At 68.1% G+C, this 8,597-nt stretch carries 9 protein-coding genes; 5 read left to right on the plus strand and 4 right to left on the minus strand.

Annotation, left to right across the window (positions count from 1 at the left end; all coding sequences use genetic code 11):
• On the minus strand, positions 1-850 hold an 850-nt coding region (locus QN345_RS12405), incomplete at its 3' end, for a sensor histidine kinase (RefSeq protein WP_323508696.1).
• Between the two features lie 224 nt (positions 851-1,074).
• On the opposite strand from QN345_RS12405, the gene QN345_RS12410 reads away from it, so the two are divergent.
• Together QN345_RS12410 and QN345_RS12415 are read left to right on the plus strand one after the other, a co-directional pair.
• Positions 1,075-2,145 (plus strand): ABC transporter permease, encoded by a 1,071-nt coding sequence (locus QN345_RS12410; RefSeq protein WP_323508697.1) that lies wholly within the window; start codon positions 1,075-1,077, stop codon positions 2,143-2,145.
• A complete protein-coding gene (locus QN345_RS12415; protein ID WP_322136084.1) occupies positions 2,142-2,825 on the plus strand; it encodes an ABC transporter ATP-binding protein in 684 nt (227 codons plus the stop codon). The genes QN345_RS12410 and QN345_RS12415 overlap by 4 nt, the downstream gene beginning before the upstream one ends.
• A 13-nt stretch (positions 2,826-2,838) precedes the next feature.
• Here QN345_RS12415 and QN345_RS12420 read toward each other — a convergent pair whose 3' ends face one another.
• Positions 2,839-3,621 carry an SDR family oxidoreductase gene (locus tag QN345_RS12420; protein ID WP_322140747.1) on the minus strand — a complete coding sequence of 261 codons (783 nt, stop codon included), beginning with the start codon at positions 3,619-3,621 and terminating at the stop codon, positions 2,839-2,841.
• A gap of 165 nt (positions 3,622-3,786) precedes the next feature.
• On the opposite strand from QN345_RS12420, the gene QN345_RS12425 reads away from it, so the two are divergent.
• Positions 3,787-4,629, plus strand: coding sequence for a Cof-type HAD-IIB family hydrolase (locus tag QN345_RS12425; RefSeq protein WP_322189612.1), 843 nt, complete (start codon positions 3,787-3,789; stop codon positions 4,627-4,629).
• A gap of 56 nt (positions 4,630-4,685) precedes the next feature.
• On the opposite strand, the gene QN345_RS12430 is transcribed toward QN345_RS12425, so the two are convergent.
• The gene (locus tag QN345_RS12430; RefSeq protein WP_134558530.1) at positions 4,686-6,056 is read right to left on the minus strand and encodes an NAD-dependent succinate-semialdehyde dehydrogenase; all 1,371 of its coding nucleotides are present in this window, start codon (positions 6,054-6,056) and stop codon (positions 4,686-4,688) included.
• A gap of 124 nt (positions 6,057-6,180) precedes the next feature.
• Here QN345_RS12430 and QN345_RS12435 point away from each other — a divergent pair, with 124 nt between their 5' ends.
• Both QN345_RS12435 and QN345_RS12440 read left to right on the plus strand, forming a co-directional pair.
• On the plus strand, positions 6,181-7,002 hold the full coding sequence (locus QN345_RS12435) for an alpha/beta fold hydrolase (protein WP_134558531.1): 822 nt from the start codon (positions 6,181-6,183) through the stop codon (positions 7,000-7,002).
• Between the two features lie 51 nt (positions 7,003-7,053).
• The gene (locus tag QN345_RS12440) at positions 7,054-7,524 is read left to right on the plus strand and encodes a GNAT family N-acetyltransferase (RefSeq protein WP_134450218.1); all 471 of its coding nucleotides are present in this window, start codon (positions 7,054-7,056) and stop codon (positions 7,522-7,524) included.
• A gap of 9 nt (positions 7,525-7,533) precedes the next feature.
• Here QN345_RS12440 and QN345_RS12445 read toward each other — a convergent pair whose 3' ends face one another.
• Positions 7,534-8,484, minus strand: coding sequence for a pseudouridine synthase (locus QN345_RS12445; RefSeq protein ID WP_322136087.1), 951 nt, complete (start codon positions 8,482-8,484; stop codon positions 7,534-7,536).
• Positions 8,485-8,597: the final 113 nt, after the last annotated feature.

The raw sequence follows: 8,597 nt of genomic DNA on the forward strand, positions 1-8,597 counted from the left end.
GTACTCCGCTGGCCGCATCCGTCTCGGCGGCAAGCCGGCGGAGCGCCTCGACCAGCGTGGTCTGCCGCAACGCCGGTGGCGAGAGTTCGTCGATGAAAGAACGGGTTTCGCCGAGGGCCTGAGTCGCGGCATCCCTGGCCTGGCCCACGCGCATGCGCACGGCGGCACTCGAATCGGCGGAGCGCTCGGCAGCGTGCAGCAGCAGGACGATGCTGGAGAGGCTCTGGGACACCGTGTCATGGATCTCGCGCGCCAGCCGGCCGCGTTCGTCGAGCACTCCCGCGGCCCGCTCGGCCGCAGCGAGCTGGGTTCGGGTGTCCTGCAGCTCGGCGATCAGAAGGTCCCGCTCCCGGGCTTCCCTGGTGAGCGACCGGTACGCGAGCCCGATGACGACGGCGACCACGGCACCGATCACGGGACCGATCACGCCGCCCACGCTGAATCCGCGATGCACGCCGAATGCGACGATCGCGATCCCGGTCGCGAGGGCGATTGCTGCGGGGCCCGTCCAGCCGGGAAGCAGGTGCAGGTAGATGAAGAAGAGCGGGAAGAGCAGGTAGATGGCCTCCGGGCTGAAGACCGTGAGGACAACCCACTCGAGGCTCAGCGCGGCCGTCCAGGCCAGTGCCCACCCGGGCAGGGAACGGCTCGGGAGGTTGTATGCGACGAGTGTGCCGGTGGCATAGGTTCCGAGCAGCACGGCGGAAAGGCAGATGATGACTCCCGCGGCGGGCATCCCCGCCTGCCCGGCCATCGCGACCACGAGCACGACGAGGCCGAGCACCAACAGGTGCAGGCTCACGCGCAGACCCAGGAAGACGGAGTCGAGTCCGGAGCCGTGCGCGGTCATGGCGTTGCTTCTCTCACTCGGCGATCACCAGTCCACCGTACGGGGAATAGGCCGGGACGGCATCCTTCGAAAGGTGTAGCGGATGCTCCGCCCTTCGTCCCGGAATGACCGTTCGGGTGCACGATGACCGGGCGTTCGGTTCTCGGCAGAGTGGTCAGTGGCGGGCACGGGCTCGCCATCTGCAGCCGGTCCAGTGACGGGACCGGCGTGAAAAGGAGTCCTCTGTGTACGTAGCGTGGCGCGATCTGAGATTCGCCAGGGGGCGATTCGTCCTCATCGGAACCGTGGTGACCCTGATCACCCTGCTGGTCGGATTCCTGTCCGGCCTGACCGGCGGCCTGGCCGACCAGAACATCTCCGCGATCACCGGCCTCGGCGCCGATCGGATCGTCTTCTCTGCCCCGGTCGCGGACTCCGAACGCAGCTTCGCCGATTCCGCTGTGACCGAAGCGGATGCGATCCGGTGGCGAGACCAGGCCGGGGTCCGGGACGTGCACCCCCTGGGCATCAGCCAGCAGAGGGTATCGGCCGGCGACAACCAGGTCGCCGTCGCGCTGTTCGGCAGCGCCTCCGGGTTCGGTTCCGGCAGCGCTCCCGCGAGCGGGCACCTGACCCTGCCGCGGACGGCCGCTGCGAAACTCGGCATCGGGGCAGGCGATTCGGTCACCATCCTGGGTTCAACATTCGTCGTCGACCGGGTCACCGACGACACCTGGTACTCGCACACGCCGGTCAGCTGGCTGGCCCTGACCGACTGGCAGAAGCTCGCCGCCACGACCGGCAGCCCCGGCGCATACGCGACCGTCCTGGCCGTGACCGCCTCGGGAACCGACTGGTCCGCCGCGGACACGGCGACCGGCACGTCCTCGGCCGGCGTCCTGCAATCGCTGACGGCCCTGTCGGCATTCCGCTCCGAAATCGGCTCGCTGCTCCTGATGGTGGCCATGCTCTTCGGCATCTCCGCCCTCGTGGTCGGCGCGTTCTTCACCGTCTGGAGCATGCAACGCCAACCGGACGCCGCAGTCCTCAAGGCGCTCGGTGCGTCCAACCGGATGCTCGTCGGCGACGCTCTCGGCCAGGCCGCCCTCGTCCTCATCGTGGGCGTCGGGCTCGGCATCGCGCTCACCGCCCTGCTCGGCGCACTGGCCGGCACCGCGTTGCCGTTTGTGATCAGTCCCCTGACGACCCTCCTTCCCGGTGCGGCGATGATCGCGCTGGGTCTCGCCGGCGCGGCCTTCGCGCTCCGTTCCGTCACCACCGCCGACCCCCTCACCGCCCTCGGGAGCAACCGATGATCCGCCTTGACCACATCACCCTCAGCTTCCCGGACGGCGACCGGCGGATCACCGCCGTCGACGACGTCAGCCTCAGGGTCGATCGCGGTTCCGTGGTCGGGATCACCGGCCCATCCGGATCGGGGAAGTCGAGCCTGCTCGCCGTGGCTTCGACCCTGATCAGCCCGGATGCAGGAACCCTGCACGTCGATGACGTGGACGCGACCGCCCTCTCCCTCGCCGAACGGGCGGAGCTGCGAAGGGACAGCATCGGCATCGTCTTCCAGCAATCGAACCTGATCCCGTCGTTGACCGCAGAGGAGCAGCTTGTTGTGATGGGGGAACTCGACGGACCCCGCCGGGGTCGCAGTGCCCGCAACGCCGCACGGGCGCGGGCCAGGGAGCTCCTGGATGCCGTCGGCCTCGCCGATCACGCCGCCAAGCATCCGGCGCAACTCTCGGGAGGGCAACGCCAGCGGGTCAATATCGCCAGGGCACTGATGAATGAGCCGAGCGCACTGGTGGTCGACGAGCCCACGAGTGCGCTGGACCAGGAACGCGGTTCGAGCATCCTGGCCCTGATTCTGCGGCTGACAGCGGAGTTCGACACCGCCACGATCCTCGTCACCCACGACCAGCGCCTGCTCCCGCTGATGACCTCGGTGCATTCGATGGTCGACGGCGCGCTCACAACACGGTGAACGCCCGCTATCGCTACCAGGTCGCGTCCCCCCGGATGACCACATCCGAACCCCCGTCGATGAAAATCACCTGACCGCACAGGTGGGCGTTTTCCTCGCCGGCGAGCCACGCCAGGAGGTAGGCGACCGAGCGCGGTTCGAAGATCCCGTTGAGGGGCATCGGAACCATCGTGGCCATCGCCTCGCGCTGCTGCGGCGTCTTGATCATGTCGGAGGTCATCGGGGTGTCCACGACCCCGGGTGCGATCGCGTTCAGGGGGATCGAGGCGCCGGCCCAGTTGTCCGTCGCAGCGTTCCGGCGGATCCACCGGGCCAGGGCGCGCTTGGTCGTGCCGTAGATCAAGGCTCCCAGCTCCTCGCCGCCCGCTTCGAGCTCTGCGGCGCGGGCCAGGGCATCCGCTTCGTTGCCGGCGAGGAGTGCGGCGAGCAGGATGTCGTCCGGCGGGAAGAGCGAGGCCATCGACGCGACGGCGACGGCGCGGGGGGCGGCCGAGCCGACCAGCAGGGGGCGCAGGTCCTCAAGCGTCGCGATGGTTCCGAAGTAGTTCACGGCCACGGTGGTGGCCGTCGGCGAAGCCAGACCGGCAACGGCGAGCACGGCGTCGACCGCACCGCCGCTCAGGTCGCTCACCTGTTCGACGAGGGACGCGCGCCCTGCAGCGGTGGACAGGTCGACGACCACGTCCGCATCATGGATATCGACGCCGATGACGGTCTCACCGCGCTCCATGAGAAGTTCTTTGGTTGCCTTCCCGATGCCGCTTGCCGAGCCGGTCACAACGGAGGTACGAGGCATGGGAACGACCTTTCGACGGTGAATCGGGCACGGTGTCCACGATGCATGGTGCCCCCACGACCGGGAGCACACAAGGGCGCCGGGCAGGGCGCCGGAACGGGGTGCACGGGGCCGGCCCACTGTCGACGGTCACCGCACCCCGCGCCGTCCTCGATAATGGAAAGGGTGACTCACCTCCAGGAACCCGCCGATATCCGCCTGATCGTCTCGGACATGGACGGCACTCTCCTCGATGATTCCGGCCGGGTGCCCGACGGCTTCTGGCCCGTGCTCGAGGCGCTGCTCCGCGCCGGAGTGATGTTCTCCCCTGCCAGTGGACGCCAATACCAGACCCTGCGGGAAACCTTCGGTGAGCGCGAGGGCCTGGTGTTCATCGCCGAGAACGGCACGAACGTCGTTCGCGACGGCACGAGCATCGCACTGGAACCCATCGTCTTGTCCGTCATCCCCGCCATCGTCGAGTGGGTGCGCACCGCGGCCGCCACGGGCTCCGACGTGGGCATCGTCGTGTGCGGGGTGCGAACGGCGTATATCGAGCGCACCGACGCCGAGTACTTCGCCAGGGTCAAGCCGTACTACGAGGCCCTGGCGATCGTGGACGATGTCCTCGCCGCGTCCTCCGACGACGAGGTGGTGAAACTCGCGATCTACGACTTCGCCTCAGCGGAAGAGCACACCGGGCCGTCCCTGCGCGGCCTCGGACTCGAGGCCGATGTCGTGGTCTCGGGCGAGCACTGGGTCGATGTGATGCGTCCAGGGGTCAACAAGGGGCGGGCGCTGATCCGCCTCCAGCGCGAACTCGGGATCACCCGGGAGCAGACGATGGCGTTCGGCGACTACCTCAACGACGCCGAGATGCTCGACGCCGCCGGAGAGTCCTACGCGATGGCCAATGCGCACCCGAGCATCCGTGCCCGTGCCCGCCACCTCGCTCCGTCGAACGACGATGACGGTGTCGTCACCAGCATCCTCGCCGCTTTTCCCGGCCTGATGCTGGGCGCTCGTTAAGCTGACACGCCCCGTGTCGGCCGGGCCCGATCGGGACCCGGCCGATGCACGAGTGACTACTTCAGGATGCGGATGAGCTTGCGGTTGGCGAACTCTGCGATCCCGAAGCGTCCCAGTTCCCGGCCGAAGCCGGACCGCTTCACGCCGCCGAAGGGGAGTTCCGGGCTGTCCAGGAGCGACCCGTTGATGAACACCATCCCGGCCTCGATCTGGTCGGCGACGCGCAGTGCCTGCTCCGGGTCGGTCGTGAAGAGGTAGGAACCGAGGCCGTAGGGGATGTCGTTGGCCACCTGAACCGCCTCCGCCTCGTCCTGCACACGGTAGATCGCGGCCACCGGGCCGAAGAATTCTTCCCGGTAGGCGTCGCTCTGCGGGGAGACCCCGGTGATCACCGTCGGCGAGAAGAAGGCGCCGTCCCGCGTTCCCCTGGCAACGACGGTGGCGCCCTGGGCCTCCGCCCGCTGGAGCTGTTCCTCGAGGTTTTCGGCGGCGCCGAGGGAGGAGAGCGGTCCCAGTGTCGTCTCCGGTGACGTCGGGTCTGCCGGCACGTTGCCGGTGATCTTGGCGGTGAAGCTCTCGGTGAAGGCGTCGAAGAGGCCGTCGATGACGATGAAACGCTTGGCCGCGTTGCAGGACTGCCCGGAGTTGTCCAGGCGGGCCGCGACGGCAGCGTCGACGGCTTCCTCGAGGTCGTCCGCGCTGAGCACGATGAACGGGTCGGATCCGCCCAGTTCGAGCACGACCTTCTTGAGATTGCGGCCGGCGACCTCCGCGACGGCCGCGCCTGCCCCCTCCGACCCGGTCAGGGAGACGCCGTGCACCCGCGGATCGGCGATGATGTCGGAGATCTGGGCGTTGGATGCGTAGAGGTTGCGGTATGCGCCGGCGGGGAACCCGGCATCCGTGAAGATCTCTTCGATGGCGGCGGCGGATTCCGGGCACTGCGAGGCGTGCTTGAGCAGGATGGTGTTGCCGAGCACCAGGTTCGGGCCGGCGAAACGGGCGACCTGGTAGTAGGGGAAGTTCCACGGCATGATGCCGAGGAGAACGCCGAGGGACGCGCTGCGCATGAACGCGGTGCCCTCGCCACCCAGAAGTTCGATCGGCTCGTCGGCGAGGAAGGCCTCGCCATGAGTCGCGTAGTAGGAGTAGATGTCGGCGGAGAAGTCGACCTCACCGAGGGCCTGCTCGACGGGCTTGCCCATTTCGCGCACGATGAGCTCGGCCAGGTGCTCGCGACGCTCGGTGTGCAGGTCGGCGACGCGCTGCATGAGTGCCGCCCGCTCCGCGACGGATGTGCGGCGCGAGAACTCCGTGTGGGCGCGGTCCGCCACGCCGATCGCGTCCGAAACCTCGTCGTCGGTTGCCAGCGTGAAACTGGGGCCGCTCGTCCCCGTGGCGGGGTTGGTGACAACGTACTTGTTCATGAATTTCTCCCTGGGTGTCCTCGTTAACGCCGAACGCACTCGCAGCATACCTGTCCGGGCAGGGCTCACGAGGCCGGGCTATCCTGTCATTTTCATTCCGACGATTCTTTGAAGGAGATCCCTCTTGCCGTACTTCAGCACATCCGACGGAACCGAGATCTACTACACCGACCAGGGCGAAGGACAGCCGGTCCTCCTCAGCCACGGCTGGCCGCTCTCGTCCGACGCCTGGCAGGTCGAGGTGAAACTGCTCGCCGACAACGGGTACCGTGCCATCGCACACGACCGCCGCGGGCACGGTCGCTCAGCGAAGACGTATACCGGAAACGACATGGACACGTATGCCCGCGACCTGGCCGAACTCGTCGAGTCGCTCGACCTGAAGAACCTCGCCGTGATCGGTCACTCCACGGGCGGCGGCGAGGTGGTGCGCTATGCGGCGCAGCACGGGGTCGGCCGGGTGACCAAGGTCATCACCGCCGGCGCGGTGCCGCCGCTCATGGTGAAGACGGAAAGCAACCCCGACGGCCTTCCGATCGAGGTGTTCGACGGCATCCGTGCGGGTGTCCTGAGCGATTCGTCCCAGTTCTACATCGAGCTCACCGAAGCGTTCTTCGGGGCGAACCGGCCCGGAAGCGCGGTCTCTGAGGGTGCCAAGCGCGAATTCTGGCGCCAGGGAATGCTGGTGAACCTCGCCGCGGCCTACGACTGCGTCAAGGCGTTCTCGGAGACCGACTTCACCGCAGACCTCACGGCGCTCGAGGTACCGATCTTCATCGCCCACGGAGACGACGACCAGATCGTTCCCATCAAGGACGCAGCACTTAAGTCGATCAAGCTGGTCAAGAACGGCACCCTCAAGGTCTATCCCGGCGCGCCCCACGGAATCTATGGCGACTACCAGGCGGAGCTCGACCAGGACATCCTCGCCTTCCTCGCGACCTAGGCCCCCCACGAACGGTGTGACCGGGCACCGGCCGACGGATAGGCTCGGCTCGTGCCCGTCACCCTGGAACCCCTGTCCCCCAAACGTCTTCCGAAATGGCTGCGACGCAGCGCGGAGGAGTACGCATCCGATCTGATCAGCCTCGGCCGCTCCCCCTCAGATGCTCATCGGCTCGCCGCCCGGAGTCTCGGAAATTCCTTCCCCGGCGGACAACCGGCATCCGGTCAGTACGTGTTCGACGTGCACGACGGCCCTGGCCGCCCGGTCGGCTACCTCTGGATCGGCCGCGCCCAGGGTGAGGACGATTCGGACTGGTGGGTCTGGGATATCTCCATCAACGAGGACGAACGTGGCAAGGGGCTGGGCCGGGAGACCATGCTGCTCGCGGAACAGTTCGCGAAGTCCCACGGCGCCAGGACCCTCGGCCTGAGCGTCTTCGGTTTCAATACGGTGGCGCGGCGGCTCTACGAGACGCTGGACTACGAGACGACGTCGATCAAGATGAAGAAGACCCTCGGCTGAGCCACCCGCTCACTCCGAGGCACCCGTCTCCGGGGCACGAGTCTCCGGGAGCACCGGCAGGGTGCGCACTCCGTCGAAGTAGCGCGGATGCCCGTCGATCGGATCGGTGAAGCTCACCTCGCTCGCCAGGAGCTGCAGCGGCCGGGAGAAGTCGTCGATGGCGACGTCCTGGACCACAGGGTAGAGCGGGTCGTCGATGATCGGGATGCCGAGGCCCAGCATGTGCATCCGCAGCTGGTGGGTGCGTCCCGTGCTCGGCGTCAGCCGGTAGACGGCGGCACTGCCGAGCGAGGTCTCCAGCTCGATCAGCGACTCGGCGTTGACCGGTGCCCCGGGCACGACCTCGGCCTGCCAGTGACCGCGCCGGGTGAGCAGGTGGTTGCGGACGGTGACGGGGAACTCAAGCCCCGGTCGGGCCGGGGCCAGGGCCCGGTAGGTCTTGTGGACTTCACCGCGCTGGAACATCGACTGGTACGCCCCGCGCCAGCGCCTCTCGGTCGCCAGCACAAGCAGCCCCGATGTCACCCGGTCCAGCCGATGCAGCGGAGAGAGCTCTGGCAGTCCGAGCTCGGCGCGCAGGCGCACCACGACACTCTGCACGACGTGCCGGCCGCGCGGGATCGTGGAGAGGAAGGCCGGCTTGTCGATCACGACGAGCCGCTCGTCGCGGTGGATCACATGAATGGTCCCCGGCACGACCACCTCCGCGGCGAGATCACGATGAAACCAGACGAAGGTGTGCGGCCGGTAGGGGTCGCTGGTAGCGACGGGCGTGCCCGTTTCGTAGGCGAAGCGCTCCGCGGCCAGGAACCCGGCCACGTCGACGAACCCGGCCAACCGTTCTGCCAGCCAGGCGCCCATGGTCGGCCACGGCTGCGGCCGGGATGGGTCGCGCTCCGGGGTGCAGACCCAGGCCGCGTCGAGCCCGTGACGTTGCGGAAGGGGCGAACGCGGGGGCATCCACTGATCGTACCCACCCGACGATCACAGGTCAGGGTCGCAGGGTCAGAACAGCGGCCAGGGGACCGCGGGCATCTGGCCGCGCGGGGCGGGGAACCGGCCCGGCCCCCCCC

The organism is Cryobacterium sp. 10I1 (genome assembly GCF_035019805.1).
GTDB lineage: Bacteria > Actinomycetota > Actinomycetes > Actinomycetales > Microbacteriaceae > Cryobacterium > Cryobacterium glucosi.